This window comes from Anaeromyxobacter sp. PSR-1 (assembly GCF_000964525.1).
Lineage (GTDB): Bacteria > Myxococcota > Myxococcia > Myxococcales > Anaeromyxobacteraceae > Anaeromyxobacter.
In genome coordinates, this window is sequence record NZ_BAZG01000097.1 from 1 (window position 1) to 14943 (window position 14943).

16 protein-coding genes are annotated in these 14943 nt (G+C 76.3%); 5 read left to right on the plus strand and 11 right to left on the minus strand.

Going from position 1 to position 14943, the window contains the following annotated elements:
- The first annotated feature begins 29 nt into the window (after positions 1 to 29).
- On the plus strand, positions 30 to 521 hold the full coding sequence (locus PSR1_RS14405; RefSeq protein WP_059438211.1) for a DUF4442 domain-containing protein: 492 nt from the start codon (positions 30 to 32) through the stop codon (positions 519 to 521).
- Here PSR1_RS14405 and PSR1_RS23510 read toward each other — a convergent pair.
- Positions 418 to 933, minus strand: coding sequence for a MarR family winged helix-turn-helix transcriptional regulator (locus PSR1_RS23510; protein WP_237757978.1), 516 nt, complete (start codon positions 931 to 933; stop codon positions 418 to 420). The two genes, PSR1_RS14405 and PSR1_RS23510, sit on opposite strands and share 104 nt — an antisense overlap.
- Positions 934 to 1017: 84 nt before the next feature.
- Between PSR1_RS23510 and PSR1_RS14415 the strand changes: the two genes are divergently transcribed.
- Positions 1018 to 2079 carry a branched-chain amino acid aminotransferase gene (locus PSR1_RS14415; RefSeq protein ID WP_059438213.1) on the plus strand — a complete coding sequence of 354 codons (1062 nt, stop codon included), beginning with the start codon at positions 1018 to 1020 and terminating at the stop codon, positions 2077 to 2079.
- Here the strand turns inward: PSR1_RS14415 and alr are convergent.
- The gene (gene alr, locus PSR1_RS14420; protein ID WP_237757982.1) at positions 2076 to 3254 is read right to left on the minus strand and encodes an alanine racemase; all 1179 of its coding nucleotides are present in this window, start codon (positions 3252 to 3254) and stop codon (positions 2076 to 2078) included. The two genes, PSR1_RS14415 and alr, sit on opposite strands and share 4 nt — an antisense overlap.
- Positions 3255 to 3410: 156 nt before the next feature.
- Between alr and PSR1_RS14425 the strand changes: the two genes are divergently transcribed.
- Together PSR1_RS14425 and PSR1_RS14430 are read left to right on the plus strand one after the other, a co-directional pair.
- Positions 3411 to 3947, plus strand: a complete 537-nt coding sequence (locus PSR1_RS14425) for a hypothetical protein (RefSeq protein ID WP_011422475.1) — start codon at positions 3411 to 3413, stop codon at positions 3945 to 3947.
- Between the two features lie 133 nt (positions 3948 to 4080).
- A complete protein-coding gene (locus PSR1_RS14430) occupies positions 4081 to 4689 on the plus strand; it encodes a hypothetical protein (protein ID WP_059438215.1) in 609 nt (202 codons plus the stop codon).
- A 58-nt stretch (positions 4690 to 4747) separates the two neighbouring features.
- Here PSR1_RS14430 and PSR1_RS14435 read toward each other — a convergent pair whose 3' ends face one another.
- From PSR1_RS14435 to PSR1_RS14455, 5 genes are read right to left on the minus strand one after another with little or no spacing between them, the layout of a single operon-like run.
- Entirely contained in the window at positions 4748 to 5212 is a 465-nt protein-coding gene (locus PSR1_RS14435) for a hypothetical protein (protein ID WP_059438216.1), read from the minus strand.
- Between the two features lie 60 nt (positions 5213 to 5272).
- Complete coding sequence (locus PSR1_RS14440; protein WP_059438217.1) at positions 5273 to 6430, minus strand: homogentisate 1,2-dioxygenase; 1158 nt, start codon at positions 6428 to 6430, stop codon at positions 5273 to 5275.
- A 4-nt stretch (positions 6431 to 6434) separates the two neighbouring features.
- Complete coding sequence (locus PSR1_RS14445) at positions 6435 to 7616, minus strand: 4-hydroxyphenylpyruvate dioxygenase family protein (protein WP_059438218.1); 1182 nt, start codon at positions 7614 to 7616, stop codon at positions 6435 to 6437.
- Positions 7613 to 8275, minus strand: coding sequence for a maleylacetoacetate isomerase (gene maiA / locus PSR1_RS14450; RefSeq protein WP_059438219.1), 663 nt, complete (start codon positions 8273 to 8275; stop codon positions 7613 to 7615). Before maiA ends, PSR1_RS14445 begins: the two co-directional genes overlap by 4 nt.
- Positions 8272 to 9249: a fumarylacetoacetate hydrolase family protein gene (locus PSR1_RS14455; protein ID WP_059438220.1), complete on the minus strand. Its 978-nt coding sequence runs from the start codon at positions 9247 to 9249 to the stop codon at positions 8272 to 8274. Before PSR1_RS14455 ends, maiA begins: the two co-directional genes overlap by 4 nt.
- Before the next feature lie 132 nt (positions 9250 to 9381).
- Here PSR1_RS14455 and PSR1_RS14460 point away from each other — a divergent pair, with 132 nt between their 5' ends.
- Entirely contained in the window at positions 9382 to 10548 is a 1167-nt protein-coding gene (locus tag PSR1_RS14460; RefSeq protein WP_059438221.1) for a GNAT family N-acetyltransferase, read from the plus strand.
- Positions 10549 to 10629: 81 nt separating this feature from the next.
- On the opposite strand, the gene PSR1_RS14465 is transcribed toward PSR1_RS14460, so the two are convergent.
- The 4 genes from PSR1_RS14465 to PSR1_RS14480 all read right to left on the minus strand — a co-directional run.
- Complete coding sequence (locus PSR1_RS14465; protein ID WP_059438222.1) at positions 10630 to 11400, minus strand: class I SAM-dependent methyltransferase; 771 nt, start codon at positions 11398 to 11400, stop codon at positions 10630 to 10632.
- A gap of 32 nt (positions 11401 to 11432) precedes the next feature.
- A complete protein-coding gene (locus PSR1_RS14470; protein ID WP_059438223.1) occupies positions 11433 to 12659 on the minus strand; it encodes a hypothetical protein in 1227 nt (408 codons plus the stop codon).
- A gap of 9 nt (positions 12660 to 12668) precedes the next feature.
- Positions 12669 to 13952, minus strand: coding sequence for a hypothetical protein (locus PSR1_RS24870; protein ID WP_059438224.1), 1284 nt, complete (start codon positions 13950 to 13952; stop codon positions 12669 to 12671).
- Between the two features lie 32 nt (positions 13953 to 13984).
- Positions 13985 to 14943: tetratricopeptide repeat protein (locus tag PSR1_RS14480; RefSeq protein WP_152643359.1), on the minus strand; the 959-nt coding region annotated here is incomplete at its 5' end.

The window sequence follows — 14943 nt, forward strand, 5'->3', positions numbered from 1 at the left end:
GCGACCGCCCGGACCGCTAATCCGGGGGCGTGCCCGAGTCCCTCCGGACGCGTCTCGAGCGGCTCGCCTTCGGCCTGTTCCCCGCCTACGCGGGGACGGGCGCGCGGATCCGCTACATCGCCGCGGACTGGCGCGAGGTCCGGGTGGAGCTGCCGCTCGGGTGGCGCACGCGCAACTACGTCGGGACGATCTTCGGCGGCAGCATGTACGCGGCGGTGGACCCCATCTACATGCTGATGCTGATCCGGAACCTCGGGCCGGACTACGTGGTCTGGGACAAGGCCGCGAGCATCCGGTTCCTGAAGCCGGGCCGCGGGACGCTGGCGGCCCGCTTCACGCTCGAGGAGGCCGAGCTGGAGGCGATCCGCGCGACGCTCCGCACCGAGGCGTCGGTGGACCGGAGCTACGCGGTGGAGCTCACCGACGCGGCCGGGACGCCGCACGCCCGGGTGGAGAAGCTCGTTTACGTCCGGCGGCGGAGCCGCGGGCGCGGGGCGCCCGATCGCCGAGCGTCGCCATGATGTCGCGCCAGCCGTCCGCCGCCGCGGGCCCCGCCGCCCGGAACGCGCTCGCGAACAGGCGCCGCTGCGCGCCGGACACGCGGCGCTCCAGCGCCGCGCCGCGCGCGGTGAGCGTGAGCGCGCGCCGCCGGCGATCGTCCGGCACCGCCGCCGAGGCGACCAGCCCGTGCCCGAGCAGTTCTCGCAGCGGCCGCGCCAGCGCCTGCTTCGACACGCGCAGGATGCCCAGCAGGTCGCCGGGGGAGAGGCCCGGGTTCCGCCGCACGAAGTACAGCACGCGGTGGTGCACGCGCGACAGCCCGCGCCCGGCCAGGATCCGGTCCGGCTCCGCGGTGAGGTTGCGGAACGCGAAGAACAGGAGCTGGGACGCGTCGTCGAGCGGGTCCGTCGGGTCGATCATGTTGACGCTCACGGTCCGGGCGGCTGTAATACGTCAACGGCATTGACCTGAGCCGCGCCGGGGCACCAGTGTAGCACCGGGCGAGCGGAGGACACGATGGGCATCCCCGTGGAGCGCACCCGCAGCCCGAAGCCGCACCCCGCCGACGCCGACCTCGGCTTCGGCCGCCACTTCACCGACCACCTGTTCCGGATCGACTGGTCCGAGGGGAAGGGCTGGCACGCGCCGCGGGTCGAGCCGTACCGGCCGCTCTCGCTCGACCCGGCCGCCTCGGTGCTCCACTACGGGCAGGCGATCTTCGAGGGGCTGAAGGCGTTCCGGCACCGCGACGGCGGTATGCGGCTGTTCCGGCCGGCGGCGAACGTGGCGCGGCTCGCGGCGAGCGCGCGCCGGCTCAGCATGCCGGAGCCGGAGCCCGGCGTCGTGCTGGAGGGCATCCGCACGCTGCTCCGCACCGACGCCGACTGGCTGCCGGCGTCGCCGGGCACCGCGCTCTACGTGCGGCCGGTGATGTTCGCCACCGAGGCGTTCCTGGGGGTGCGGCCGTCCAAGACGTACACGCTGCTCGTGATCGTCTCGCCGGTCGGCGCCTACTTCTCGGGCGGCGCGCACGCGCTGCGCATCTGGGTGGAGCGGGCGCGGGCCCGCGCGGCGCAGGGCGGCATCGGCGCGTCCAAGGCGGCCGCGAACTACGTGGCCAGCCTGCTCGCGGGCGAGGAGGCGAAGGCGCACGGGTACGACCAGGTGCTCTGGCTCGACGCGGCCCGGCACGCCGATCTCGAGGAGATCGGGACCATGAACGTGTTCGCGAAGCTGGGCGCGACCGTGGTCACCCCCGCGCTCGAGGGCACCATCCTCGCCGGCATCACCCGCGACTCCGTCATCACGCTGCTGCGCGACTGGAAGGTGCCGGTCGAGGAGCGGCGGGTCTCGCTCGCGGAGCTGGAGCGCGCGCACGCCGCCGGGGCGCTGGAGGAGCTGTTCGGCACCGGCACCGCGGCGGTGGTGGCGCCCATCGGCGAGCTCGCCTGGGAGGGCCGGCAGCTGCTCCTCCCCGCGCCCGGCCCGCAGTCGCTGGGCGAGCGGCTGCGCGCGGCCGTGCACGCCATCCAGCGCGGCGAGGCGCCGGACCCGCACGGCTGGGTCGAGCCCGTCTAGACCGCGACCGGCGCCCGTTCCACCAGCGTGCTCGCCTCCACCGCGCGGCCGCCGCGCAGGTAGAGGCGCGGCACGCGGGCGGAGATGCCGGCCAGGATCTCCCAGGAGATGGTGTCGGCGATGGTGGCGAGATCGTCGGCGTCCACCCGCTCGTCGCCGTCGCGCCCGATGAGCGTCACCACGTCCCCGGCCGTCACGCCCGGCACCGCGGTGACGTCCACCATGCACATGTCCATGGCCACGCGGCCCACCACCGGCGCGCGGCGGCCCCGCACCAGCACCTGGGTCCGGTTGCCGAAGCTGCGCCGGTAGCCGTCGGCGTAGCCGCACATCACCAGCGCCACGCGGGTGGTGCGGCTCGCGGCCCAGGTGCGGCCGTAGCCGACGGTGGCGCCGCGGTCGATCTCCGACACCCGCGCCACGCGGGCGCGGAGCGACATCACCGGGCGCAGGTCGGCGTCGGTGCCGCACCAGGGCGCGGGGCGGTAGCCGTAGAGCGAGAGCCCGCCCCGGACCGCCTCGAGCGCCATCTCGTGGTCGAGCAGGATGCTGGCCGAGGCGGCGCAGTGCCGCTCGGGCACCCACGGCAGGCGGCGCGCGGTGTCGCGCAGCACCTCGAACTGCGCGCGGGTGAAGCGCTGGTCGCCCTCCTCCGCGGCGGCGAAGTGCGTGAACAGGCCCTCGACGCGGAGGCCGGGGAGCGCGCGCGCCCGCTCGGCCAGGGCCACCAGCGCGTCGGGGGGGAGGCCGTGGCGGTTGAGGCCGCTCTCCAGCTCGAGGTGGATGCGGACCTCGGCGCCGCGGAGGCGGGCCTCGGCCGAGAGCGCCTCCACCAGGTCCACGGCGCCGACCGCCGGGCGGAGGCCGAGCGCGACCACCCGGGCCGCGTCGCTCGCCGGGGTGTGGCCGATGACGAGCAGGGGCGCCTCCACGCCGGCGCGGCGCAGCTCCTCCGCCTCGTCCACGCACACCACCGCCAGCCCGTGCGCGCCCGCCTCCAGGGCCGCCCGCCCGCACGCCACCGCGCCGTGCCCGTAGGCGTTCGCCTTCACCACGGCATAGAGGCGGGCCGGCGAGGCACGGGCGGCGAGGAGGCGAACGTTGTGGGCGAGGGCGTCGAGGTCGATCTCGGCCCACACGGGCCGGCCACCCCAGGTAGAGGGGACGATGGACATGGCGCGCATCTTAGCCCCCGCCGGAATTCTGGACAGGAGAAGGCAGCGCGGTGCGTCGGGCGGCCTCGCGCCGGGACGCGCGCGCCGGCGGCCGCGCGTGTTACCCTGCCGGCCCTTCGACCGGGCGTTCGGCCGCCCAAGCACGGGAGGAAGCGCATGAGCCGCAGCCGCTACCAGGATCTCTGTGAGTCGCTCGAGCAGGCGCGCGCCGGGTTCGCCGGCTACCGCTCCGAGTGCGTGCTGTTCGCCGCGACGCTCTCGCGCGGGCTCATCGAGTACTCGGGCTGGCCGCGCGAGCTGGTCGGGTACGAGCCGGTGTCGCCCGGCGCGAACGGCGAGCCCACGCAGAAGATAGAGGACGCCATCCACCTCGGCGAGGACGGCTTCTGGCACGTCGGGCTCCGGCTCGCGCTGGAGGAGCCGAAGGGGCGCGACTCGATCCTGCTCGAGATCCGCTTCAAGAAGCTCGAGACCCGCTACATCATCTCGCTGTTCGGGATGGAGGACTTCGAGATGGCGGAGCCGACCCCCGAGGCGCTCCAGCCGCTCCACGAGTCGATCCTGAACGCGGTGAAGCGCCACTACGACTACGGCCTGCGCCTGTTCCTCGAGAACGGCGGCCGCGGCCTCAAGATCCCGATCTCGACGCAGCGCCTGCTGGAGATGGCGCGCGGGGCCGGCGGCGCGGCGTAGCCGTCGCGCGCCCCGGACCGTCTCCCGCGAAGCGCAGGCGGGACGACGGTGGTGGCGGGGCCCGTGGACGGGTGCTAGCGTGCCGGGGATCCGGATCCACGCGCAGTGCACCCGTCCCACGGAGAGTCCCGCCATGCGCCTCCTCCTCGCCGCCGCCATCGCAGCCCTCGCCCTCGCCGGCACCGCCCGCGCGCAGGTCCCGTCCATGCCGTCCAGCGCCGACGCCGACGCCGCCAGGGCGAAGGCCGACGCGCACGCAGCCGAGCACGCCACCGCGGCCGCCGCGAAGGCGGACGGCGCGGCGAAGCAGGCCGAGGCGAAGGCCGGCGCGCAGAAGGACGCCGCCGCCGCGAAGGCCAGGGCGCACCGGAGCGCGGCCGAGGCGAAGGCGCTGGAGGCGCAGTCCGCCGCCGAGGCGATGCGCCAGGAGCAGGGGGCCGGCGGCGAGGGGACCGCGCACGTCGGCGAGCCGAAGGGCGTCGCCGAGGGCAAGGCGAAGGCCGACGCCGCCGCCGCGAAGGGGCAGGAGAAGGCCGCCGCGGCCGCCGCGCACGGCAAGAAGAAGGGCCACCAGGCCGCCACGAAGGCGAAGGCGACCGGCGTGAAGGCCGGGCAGGACGCGGACCGCAAGGCGACCGACGCCGCCGCCAAGGCGAAGGCGGCCGCGGCCAGGGGTGACGAGAAGGCCGCCGAGGCCGCGGAGAAGGCCGAGGAGACCCGGAAGGCCGTCGAGGGGAAGTAGTCCGGCCCGCGCCCACCCCATCCGCTCACGGTTCGACGGGCTCACCGTGAGCGGATGCTCAGCCTGGCAGCGCGCCGGCCCAGGCGCGCGCCAGGTAGGCGTCGATCCCGCCGCCGCCGGGCGTGAGCACGGTCTCGACGTACGCGTCGCGCTCGGCCGCCACGATCGCGAGATCCCAGACGCAGAGCGACTCGCCCTCGCGCGCCGGCCGCCAGCCGGCGTCGTCGCCCACGATCACGCGGAGCGGCAGCTCGCGCTCGCGGTCCCACCACGCGACCGTGACGCGGTCCAGCTCCGGGAGCTGGTGCTCGACGACGAGCCCCACGCCCGGGCGATCGTGCCGGACGGCGGGCTCCGGGAGCGCCGAGAGCGCCAGCCCGCGCCCGCTCCGGAAGCGCTCCTCCGCGAACGGCGAGCCGGCCTCCACCGAGGCGTAGCGCTTCAGCCGGAAGCCGAGGTGCTCGACGAGGCCGCGGTAGCGGGTGACCGGCGGCGTGGGCGGGCGGACGACGCGGAAGGGCATGCCGGCGCACCATAGCGGATGCGCGGGGCCGCGGGGAGGGGCGGCGGGCGCCGGGGCGCCTCAGCCGACGAAGCTCTCCTGGTAGCCCGGGTCCTCGATGCCGAGCGCGATGGCGGTGGGCTGCAGCGGCAGGTAGCAGTCGAGCATCACCGCCAGCTCGTTCGTGCTCCGCGTGCCGATCGACGCCTCGTACGCGCCGGGGTGGGGGCCGTGCATCGTGCCGGCGGGGTGGTGCGAGATCGAGCCCGGGCCGACGCCGCGGCGACTGGTGAACTCGCCGCGCACGTAGAACAGGATCTCGTCCACGTCCACCGAGGCGTGCGGGTACGGGCAGGGCACGGCCTCCGGGTGGAAGTCGGTCACCCGCGGCACGAACGAGCAGACCAGCGCGCCGCGCGCCGCGAACGTGCCGTGCCAGGTGGGCGGCAGGTGCACCAGCCCGGCCCGCGGCTGGAAGTTCAGGATGGGGAAGGCGAACGGGTAGAGCGCGCCGTCCCAGCCCACCACGTCGAGCGGCGACGCGTCGTAGCGGAAGCCGTGGAACGCGCCGGCGCGCTTCACCACCAGCTCGCGGAGGCCCTCGTCCACCGGCCCCTTCAGCTCGACCCGCCGGAAGTCGCGGTGGGAGTACGGGGCGTCCATCCGGAGCTGCCCGGTCTCGTTCCGCCACTGCGCCGGCAGGTGCATGCCGCCCGGGAACTCGAGCGACAGCCAGCGCTGCGGCCCCGCGTCGGGCACGATCCGGTGCAGCAGGCCCTTCGGCACGTAGACGTAGTCGTGCTGCCCGAAGCGCAGGTCGCCCATCGGCGAGCGCAGCAGGCCGCCGCCCTCGGCGACGAAGTAGAGGTCGTCGCCGTCGCCGTTCGCGAAGTAGACCGGGTCCTCGGAGGTGGGGGTCACCAGCCCGACCACCACGTCGGCGTTGAACAGGAGCGGGCGCCGCGCGTCCACCGGCGGCCCGCCGCGCGCCGCGAGGTCCTGGGTGCGGTAGTGGCGCTTCAGCAGCGCCCGCGCCGGCGCGGGCTGCGGCAGCGGGAAGCCGTTCCGGGCCTGGGCGGCGTGGACCGCGTGCGGCCGGTTGCGGTGGTAGAGCAGCGCGTAGGGCCCGTCGAAGCCGGCGCGGGTGTACGCCTCCTCGTGGAGCAGCCGGCCCTCCGCGTCGCGGAACGCGAGGTGGTGCTTGCGCGGCACCTCTCCCTGGACGATCCGGTCGAGCATCCGCTCAGGCCCGCCCTTCGCGCACCTGCTCGCGCTCGATGGACTCGAACAGCGCGCGGAAGTTGCCCGCGCCGAAGCCCTGGTCGCCCTTGCGCTGGATGATCTCGAAGAAGAACGGCCCGGCGTCGGGCTCGTGGTACAGGCCGGCGGCGTCGCGCAGGAAGATCTGCAGCAGGTAGGAGTGGTCGCCCGCGCCGTCCACCAGGATCTCGAGCTCCTGCAGGACCTTCGGGTCCTCGTCGATGCGGCCGATGCCGGTGCTGCGGATCCGCTCCGGCAGCGCCTCGTAGTAGGCCGCCGGCGTGGGCATGAACTCGACCCCCCGCGCGCGCATGCCGCGCACCGAGGAGAGGATGTCCTGGACCGTGAGCGCCGCGTGCTGCACGCCGTCGCCGCGGTGGTCCTCGTTGAACACGTTGATCTGGGAGGACTTGAACGCGGGGCGCCACGGCTCGTTGTTCGCGAACTTCACCCCGGAGCGCGGCTCGCGCATCACCACCGAGCGGAGGCCCGAGCCCTTCTGCGCCTCGAGCGCGGCCCGGCGCGCGCCGGCCGCTTCCTTGGTGTGGAACTCCACCTCCCAGAACTCCTCCATCCCCATGACGTGCTCCATCCACAGGAGCGCCGGCTTCATGGTCTGGAAGTTGTTGGTGAGGTGGTCCACGTGGCCGAAGCCGAACGCGTTGCGCCCGCCCTCGGGCGCGGCGAGCCGCTCGATGCCTGGGTAGACGGCGCGGAAGCCGCGGCGCTCCACGAAGCGGAAGGTGGTGTCGCCGAGCGGGGTGGTGATGTTGAACGTGCGCAGCGTCCCGCCGTCGTCCCGGTGCTCCTGCACGTCGGTGACGGGCGTCGCGCCGCGCTCCTCCAGCAGCCGGAAGCAGCGGTCCGCGTCCTCCACCTCGAACACCACCGTCCCCACGCCGTCGGGGTGCTTGCGCAGCCAGCGCCAGGCGCGGCCGCCCTGGCCGACGGGCTCGGAGCACACCACGCGCACGTCGCCCGCCTCGAACACCGCCGAGCGCTGCCGGCCCTCGCGCTCCAGCGCGGGCGTGCTGCGGGCCACCTCCGCGAAGTCCAGCTTCTGCCCGTAGAAGCGGCGGCTGCGCTCGAGGTCGTGGACGTAGTAGTGCAGCCCCTCGATGCGGACGATGCCGAGCGGCTCGAGCTGCGTCTTCTGCGAGGTCATGGGCTCCTCCTGTCGGGCGGCGGCGCGTCCGGCTGGCGATCGGGGTGGGCGGCCTGGAACGGCGCGAGCGCCGCGCAGGCCTCGTCCACGCGCCGGAGCGTGGGGTAGGGCTCGAGGTCGAGGCCGAACCGGCGCGCGTTGTAGAGCTGGGGCACGAGGTAGCAGTCGGCGAGCCCGGGCGCGTCGCCGTGCGCGAAGCGGCCGGCGCCGTCCCGCACCGCCGTCTCCAGGGCCGCGAGCCCGCGCGCGATGAAGAACCGGGCCCACTCCCGGTCCCAGCCCGGCACCTTCTCGCGCAGCATCCGGAGCACGAGCGAGTTCTGCATCGGCTGCGTCCCGGAGTTCACGTGCTCGGCGAGGGCGCGCACCCGGGCGCGGCCCCACAGGTCGGGCGGCAGCAGGGCCGGCTCGGGGTGGCGCTCCTCCAGCCACTCCAGGATGGCCATGGACTGCACCAGCAGGCGCGTCCGCCCGTCCTCCTGCACCTCCAGCACCGGCACCTGCGACATCGGGTTGCGGGCCTCGTGCGCGGGCTGGAACTGCTCCTGCGCGAGCAGGTCCACGGCGCGGTACTCGTACGCGAGCCCCTTCAGCGCGAGGCCGAGGCGCACGCGCCAGGCGGAGGAGGAGCGCCAGTAGGAGTAGAGGCGGAGGGTCATGGCGCGCGCACCCGCTGCGAGATGGTGCCGAACACGTTGCGGCCCGCGCCGTCGCGGACCTCGATCTCGACCGTGTCGCCGGCGGCCAGGAACCGCGTGCGCGGCGCGCCGCCGTCGATCATCTCGAGGGCGCGCTGCTCGGCGATGCAGGACCAGCCGCGGGCGCGATCGGCGTTCGAGACCGTGCCGCTGCCGAGGAGGGTGCCGGCGGTGAACCCGCGGGTCCGCGCCACGTGCTCGAGCAGCTGGAAGAAGGAGAAGTGCATCTCCGGGCCGGCGTCCACCGTCCCCACCACCTCGCCGTTCCACCGCACCGTCATGCGCAGGTGCAGGCGGCCGTCGCGCCAGGCGGGGCCGACCTCGTCCGGCGTGACCGCGAACGGCGAGAACGCGGTGGCCGGCTTCGACTGGAAGAAGCCGAAGCCCTTGGCGAGCTCGCCCGGCACGAGGTTGCGCAGGGTGACGTCGTTCGCGAGGCAGAGCAGCCGGACGTGGCGGCCGGCGTCCGCGGCGCGGGTGCCGCGGGGCACGTCGCCGAGGATGCAGCAGACCTCGCCCTCGAGATCGAGGCCCCAGCCCGGATCCGGGAGCGGGATGTCCTCGGTGGGCCCGAGGAGCACGCCGGAGCCGCCCTGGTACACGAGCGGGTCGGTCTCGAGCGTGGGCGGCGGCTCGGCCCCGCGCGCCTTGCGCACGAGCCGCACGTGGTTGAGGTACGCGGAGCCGTCCACCCACTCGTACGCGCGCGGGAGCGGCGAGTGGAGCGCGCGCGGATCGAGCGGCACGCCGGCGGCGCGTCCCGCGTCGAGCGACTCGGCGAGGGCACGGAGCTTCGGCTCCGCCTCCTCCCACCGGTCGAGCGCGTCCTGGAGCGTCCGGGCCGCGGGGGTGGCATCGAGGAGGGCCTCGCCGTCCCGGCGGACCATCATCAGCCGCCCGTCGCGGCTGCCGTCACGTAGCGTCGCGAGGCGCATTCTGGGTGCAACCTAGTAATGGGTGGCTCGGCGGGTTGCGACCCGAGGATCGGGGCGCCGGCGGGCCCTGTCGGGGCGAGCGCAGGGCGTGGCGCATTGCGCCGTCGGCGGCGCGGCGGCTATGAACGGTCCGTGTCCGGCCTGGTGCTCTCCGTCCACGGCTCCATCTCCGAGATCCGCCCCGAGGACTGGGACGCGCTCCTCGCGCACGAGCCCGAGCGCGCCAGCCCGTTCGCGCGCCACGCGTTCCTCGCCGCGTGCGAGGAGAGCGGCTGCGCCACCCCGCGGACCGGGTGGGCGCCGCGGCACCTGGTGGCCCGGCGCGGCGGCCGGGTGGTGGCGGCCGCGTTCGCCTACGCGCGCGAGAGCTCCGACGGCGACTTCGGGCGCGACTGGGAGTGGGCCGCGGCGGCCGCGCGGGCGCGCGTCGCCTGGTACCCGAAGCTCGTGCTGGGGGTCCCGTTCACGCCCGCCACCGGGCGCCGCTTCCTGGTGGCCGCCGGCGAGGACCGTGCCGCGCTGGTGCGGGCGCTCGTGGAGCGCGCGCGGCGGCTCTGCGCCGAGGAGGGGCTCCACGGGCTGCACGTGCTGTTCCCCGGCGCGGACGAGGCGCGCGAGCTGGAGGAGGCCGGCCTCGCGCTCCGGGTGGACTTCCAGTACCACTGGCGCAACGCCGGGTACGCCGATCCGGAGGCGTTCCTGGCGGCCTTCCCCTCCAAGCGCCGGAACGCCATCCGGCGCGAGAAGGCCGCGCCGGAGCGGCAGGGCATCGCCGTCCGCACGGTGCGGGGCGAGGAGCTGTCGCGGGACCCGGAGGGCTGGGCGCGCGACTGCTTCGCGCTGCACCGCGCCTCCACGGACCAGATGGCCTGGGGCATGCGCTTCGTGAACCGCGCCTTCTACGCGCGGGTGTTCGGCGGGATGCCGGACGCGGCGGAGGTGGTGGAGGCCCGGCGGGAGGGACGGCTGGTGGGGATGGCCTTCAACCTGGCCAGCGCCGAGGCGCTCTACGGCCGCTACTGGGGCTGCGTCGAGCAGCACCCGTTCCTCCACTTCAACGTGGCGCTGTACCACTCGATCGACGAGTGCATCCGCCGCGGCGTCCGGCGGTTCGAGGGCGGCGCCGGAGGGGAGCACAAGCTCGCCCGCGGCTTCGAGCCGGCCGAGACCTGGAGCGCGCACCTGCTGCTCGACCGCCGGCTCGACGCGCCCATCCGCCGCCACCTGGAGCTGGAGCGCCCGCAGCGCCTGGCGGCGGTGGCGCGCTGGCGGGAGGAGCACCCGCGGCTGGGCGGGTGACCCTTCGACTCCGGCCGCTCATCCCGACCCTTCGACTCCGGCGGCCCCTTCGACTCCGGCGAGCCTTCGGCTCGCCTACGCTCAGGGTGAGCGGGGATCGCGGGCCCAGGCCAGCGCGATCTCGCGCCGCCAGGCGGCGCCGCCGTGGGCCGTGGCCAGGGCGCGGGCGTCGGCGAGCAGCGCCTCGAGCGCGGCCGGGCCGAGCGCCGGGCCGACGTACGAGAGCGAGCGCAGCACCGCGTCGAGCGCGTCGGGCCCGAGCCGCACCTCGTCCTCGAACGCCTCGACCGCGGGCGCGGGGAGCCCGGCCACCGAGAAGAACAGCGGCACCGGCGGTGGGCGCGGGCGGGCCTTGAAGTTCGCCTGCGCGATGCGCTCGCCCAGCGCGCGGAGGAACGGCGTGTCCGCCAGGCGCGGGGTCACCACCGCCAGCGCGCCGCCCGGCGCGAGCAGGCGCGCGGCCTCGCGCGCGCCGCGGTCCGGGTCGAGCCAGTGGAGCGCGTCGGCGACGACCACGAGGTCGAAGGCGCCCGCCGGGAGGCCGGTCTCCTCGGCGGTGGCGTGCACCGGCTCGACGGCCGGACCGGCCGGCGCCGGCGCGGCGGCGAGCGCGTCCAGCATGGCGCGGGCGGGCTCGACGGCCCACACGCGCAGCCCGCGGCCGGCGAGCGCGCGCGCGAGGTGGCCGGTCCCGGCGCCCAGGTCCGCCACCCGCGCGCCCGGCCCGCCCGCGAGCGCCGCCAGCCGGTCGCAGAGCGGCGCCGGGTAGCCGGGCCGGACGGCGTAGTCCTCCGCCAGGCGGTTGAACACCCAGCGGCGCGGATCGTCGGGGGAGGCGCCTCGCCGGGACACGCCGGCGACGGTACCACGCGACCGGGGCGGCCCTACAGGCGCCACTCCACGCCCGCGATGGCGCGGACGTTCTCGTAGTCGAAGCGGATGTCGTAGCCGGTGTCGGTGACCGGGTCGGGCACGTAGTCCGGGTAGTTCGTGTCGCGCTTCACCCACTCCGCCTCCGCGACCGCCGACACGGCCGGCGTGAGCGCGTACCGGGCGCCGGCGCGGAGCGCCACCCGGCGGTCGTACCGGCGGGAGCCGGAGTCGAGGCGGGCGGGGCTGGTGCCGTTCGCGCCGTACTCGAGCAGCCACGCCTCCACGCGTCCCTCGAGCGTGAGCCGGCCGGTCGCCGCCCAGTCCACGTCGAGGCGCGGGTGCTGGCCGGTGTACGAGTAGTAGCCCTGGAACGGATCGTCCTGGACCACGTAGCCGTAGCGGAGCGCGGCGTCGAGCTGGCCGCCGAGCCGCTTCAGCTCCACCTCCACCGACGGCTCGAGCTTGCTCAGCTTCTGGTCCGGGTTGGTGTAGCCGCTCGTCCCGCCGGTGCCGGCGTTCCGGGCGAGCAGGTCGAGATCGTGACGGTGGGTGTAGTCGAGGCGGAACGCGGCCGCCCAGCTCTCGCCGCCCAGGTACCGCCAGGAGAGGTCGAGCTGGTGCTGGACGTTGTCGCGCGGCGTGAGGTGCATCGGGTTCACGTCGGGCTGGAACGCCGCCTCGCCCTGGTACGCGTAGGAGACGTAGCGGTAGTGGAGCCGCAGGTGGCTCCGCGGCAGCGGCCGCGCCCAGAGCTGGCCGCCGACGTGCCAGGCCAGGTAGCCGAAGCGGTCGGTGGACGCGAGCGCGCCGCCCGGCGCGCGCTGGTACAGGTCGGGCCAGCGGGGCCGGTACGCCCCGGACACGCCGACCTCGGGCCCGGCGCGGAAGCTGCGGGTGAAGCGGCGCTCCGCCGTCAGGTCGAGCGCGCCGGTGGTCTCGGAGAGGTCCGCGCCGAACGTCTGGCGGTGCGCGAGCCGGAGCGGGACGCCGACGGTCCAGTCGCCGCCCCGCCACTCCGGCGTGAGCGCGCCCTCCACGATGCCGAGCGCGCCGGAGTCGCGCCGCACGCCCATGCCGTCGAACGCGCCGGCGTAGGCGCCGAGGCGGGCGTCGAGGGTCCAGCCGGACGCGTCGCGGCGGGCGGCGTGCCGGGGGCGGGCGGAGTCGGGCGCGTCGGAGGCGTCGGGCGCCTGGGCGGCGAGGGCGAGGCCGGCGGCGAGGGAGAGGAGCAGGTTCATGGGATCACCTCAGGGGCAGGCGCAGCCGGCGGCGGACAGCGCCGACGCGGCGAGCGCGGGGTAGGTGCTGGCGGCGAAGGCCGGGTCGCTCGCGACCAGCGTGGAGAGCGCGCCGGAGGCGGCACAGGCGCTCGCCGGCGACGCGTCGCCCGGCCGCGCGGCGGAGCAGTAGGGGCCGGGCGCGGGCCAGGCCAGGTAGGCCTTGAGCACGTGGTAGAGCGCGTTGTCGCGCCAGCTGCTCGCGCCCGCGATCACCGCGTGGAAGTCCGCCGACGCCGCGCCCAGCTCGGGCGCCGGGTCGGCCGCGTAGACCGCGAGCGACTGGTGCGCGCGCCCGCGCCAGTACAGCGCGGCGTCGCGGTAGAAGCTGCCCGGGACGGCGAGGACCTGGCCGAACGCCGCGGCGGCGGCGTCCAGCGAGGCGGTCCGGAGCGCCTGCCAGCCGGCGACGGTCGAGTCGGACGGCTCCTCGAAGTGGCTCCGGCCCAGGTAGTAGCGGGCGTTGTCGAAGTAGCTGGACGCGGCGGCGACGGCGGCGAGCTCCGCCTCGGCCCGGTCGAAGCTCGCCACCGCGGCGGCCTGCTCCGGCGTGCCGTCGGCCGGCGCGACCGCGCCCGTCTCGAGCGGGTGGACGGAGAGGTAGCCGAGCTCGTAGTCGGCGCGGCCCAGGTAGTAGGCGGCGTTGTCCGACCAGGTGCCGGTGGCGCTGGCCTGCCGGGAGCGCCGGAACTCGTCCCAGGCGGCGGCGTAGCCGGCCTGGACCGCGGCCGTGGAGGCGCCGGCCGCGGCCTGCGCGAGCGCCGCCAGCTGGAACCGGGCGCGCCCCTCGAAGTAGGCGACCGCGTCCAGCAGCGGCGACCCGGGGAACGCGGCCTCGGCGGCGTCGAGCCGGTCGCGCGCGTCGGCGAAGTCGGCGGGGTCCGCGGAGAGCGTGCCCACCTCGTAGCTGCAGCGGCCGTCGAGGTAGGCCGCGTTGTCGAGCCGGATGGACTGCGGGAACTCCACCGGCAGGCGCTCCAGGTCCGCCTGCGCGAGGCGGTACTCGGCGATCGCCTCCGAGGCCTTCGCGGCGGCGACCGCGGGATCGGCGGCGGCGCGGGAGGCGGCCGCGAGCGCGTTGGCGGCGTCGTAGTGGCCGAGCGCCGAGATGAGCAGCGCGTCGCCGGGGCGCGTCGGGTCGAGCGGCACGCCGCCCGGGCCGCTCGCGCCACCCCCTCCGCCTCCGCCGCAGGCGGCGGCGGCGAGCAGGGCGGCGAGGGCGAGGCGGGCGGCGGGTCCAGCAGGGCGTGGCATGGGGGCTCCGGGGGGCTCGGTGCGGGGGGAGATCAGCGGGCGGCGGCCCGCGGGGCGAGGGTGGCGCAGCGCGCGAGCAGCGGCTGCACGGCGGGATCCTTCGGCGCCTCGGCCAGCAGCGCCCGCGCCCGGGCCTCGCAGCCGGCGCGGTCGCCCTCGCGGGCGGCGACCTCGGCGAGCGCGGCGCGGGCGGGGAGGTCCCCGGGGACGAGGTCGAGCAGCTCCTCGAAGCGGGCCCGGGCGTCGGCGACGCGGCCGGAGGCGAGCTCCAGCTCGGCCGTCTTGCGCCGCGACGGCACGTGGTCCGGGTCGATCGCGGCGGCCTGGCGGAACGCGTCGCCCGCCTGGCGCGGGTCGCCCGCGTCGAGGAGCGCCAGCCCGAGGTCGTACCAGGCGGTGGTCGAGCGCGGCGAGCGGGCCAGCACGCGGCGGTAGGCGGCGATGGCCTCGTCGGTGCGCCCGGCGCGGGCCGCGGTGACGCCCAGCGACAGCTCGGCCGCGTCGTAGCCGGGCCGCGCCTCCAGCGCGCGGCGGAGCGACGCGACCGCCTCGTCGAAGCGGCGCGCGTCGGACTGGAGCTGGCCGAGCGCGAGCCAGCCCGGCGCGTGGCGCGGGTCGGCCTCCACCGCGCGGCGGTACGCGGCCTCCGCGGCCGCGGCGTCGCCGGCGGCCTCCTCCAGCTTGCCCAGGTTCACGAGCGCCGCGCCGTAGCCGGGCCGCAGCTCCAGCGCGCGCCGGTAGGCGGCGCGGGCCGCGGCGAGGTCGCCCTCGCCCTTCTCCAGCACGCCCAGGTTCAGCCAGGCCTCGGGGTAGTCGCCCTTCGCGACGTCGATGGCCCGCCGGTACGCGCGGCGCGCGTCCGCCGCGCGCCCGTCGCGATCCGCCACCAGCGCGGCGAGGAAGTGGTGCTCGGCCACCTCCGGCCCGTCGGTCACCAGCCGGTCGGCCTCGTGCCGCGCCCGGGCGAAGTCGCGGGCCGAGAGCGCGAGGC

Coding starts and splice junctions, on each gene's coding strand:
- PSR1_RS14415 (WP_059438213.1), top strand. CDS start 1,018: ATGGGCATCCCCGTGGAGCGCACCCGCAGCCCGAAGCCGCACCCCGCC.
- alr (WP_237757982.1), bottom strand. CDS start 3,254: ATGTCCATCGTCCCCTCTACCTGGGGTGGCCGGCCCGTGTGGGCCGAG.
- PSR1_RS14425 (WP_011422475.1), top strand. CDS start 3,411: ATGAGCCGCAGCCGCTACCAGGATCTCTGTGAGTCGCTCGAGCAGGCG.
- PSR1_RS14430 (WP_059438215.1), top strand. CDS start 4,081: ATGCGCCTCCTCCTCGCCGCCGCCATCGCAGCCCTCGCCCTCGCCGGC.
- PSR1_RS14435 (WP_059438216.1), bottom strand. CDS start 5,212: ATGCCCTTCCGCGTCGTCCGCCCGCCCACGCCGCCGGTCACCCGCTAC.
- PSR1_RS14440 (WP_059438217.1), bottom strand. CDS start 6,430: ATGCTCGACCGGATCGTCCAGGGAGAGGTGCCGCGCAAGCACCACCTC.
- PSR1_RS14445 (WP_059438218.1), bottom strand. CDS start 7,616: ATGACCTCGCAGAAGACGCAGCTCGAGCCGCTCGGCATCGTCCGCATC.
- maiA (WP_059438219.1), bottom strand. CDS start 8,275: ATGACCCTCCGCCTCTACTCCTACTGGCGCTCCTCCTCCGCCTGGCGC.
- PSR1_RS14455 (WP_059438220.1), bottom strand. CDS start 9,249: ATGCGCCTCGCGACGCTACGTGACGGCAGCCGCGACGGGCGGCTGATG.
- PSR1_RS14470 (WP_059438223.1), bottom strand. CDS start 12,659: ATGAACCTGCTCCTCTCCCTCGCCGCCGGCCTCGCCCTCGCCGCCCAG.
- PSR1_RS24870 (WP_059438224.1), bottom strand. CDS start 13,952: ATGCCACGCCCTGCTGGACCCGCCGCCCGCCTCGCCCTCGCCGCCCTG.